The following is a 454-nucleotide window of genomic DNA, read 5'->3' as shown; positions in this document are numbered from 1 at the left end:
CTGCATGGCCGCGAGCTGCGACTGCTGCGGCAGACCGCCCTGGAGCTGGTGCTGGAGCGGCTGCGCGTGCACCTCGGCTGGCGCGAGGCGAAGCCGTTCGATCCGCGCCTGCCGCTGGTGGCGCAGAAAGCCCGCGACTACCTGCATGCGCACTTCTACCAGGACATCGGCCTGGACGAGCTGGCCAGCGCCTGCGGTACCGACCGCTTCCGCCTGAACCGTGCATACAAGGCCGCCTACGGCTTGCCACCCTACGCCTACCTGGTCCAGGTGCGGCTGGCCAAGGCGCGGCAGATGCTCGCTGTCGGCGGGCAACCGGCGGACCTCGCCAGCGCCCTCGGCTTCGCCGACCAGAGCCATCTCGGCCGCTGGTTCCGGCGCGCCTACGGGATGACTCCGGCGGCCTACCGCAGGCAGTGCACCCAGCTTCCAGACTGAGGCCCGGTGCGCCGCC

The 454-nt window shown here is 71.6% G+C and carries 1 protein-coding gene; it reads left to right on the top strand.

Features of this window, described 5'->3' with window-relative positions; translation table 11 throughout:
- On the top strand, positions 1–438 hold a 438-nt coding region (locus M8318_RS00190; protein ID WP_262660575.1), incomplete at its 5' end, for a helix-turn-helix transcriptional regulator.
- Positions 439–454 lie beyond the last annotated feature (16 nt).

This window comes from Leclercia tamurae, assembly GCF_025566055.1.
Taxonomy (GTDB): Bacteria; Pseudomonadota; Gammaproteobacteria; order Enterobacterales; family Enterobacteriaceae; genus Enterobacter; species Enterobacter tamurae.
Note: the sequence above shows the minus strand (reverse complement) of the source record. Positions and strands in the feature narration are given on the sequence as shown.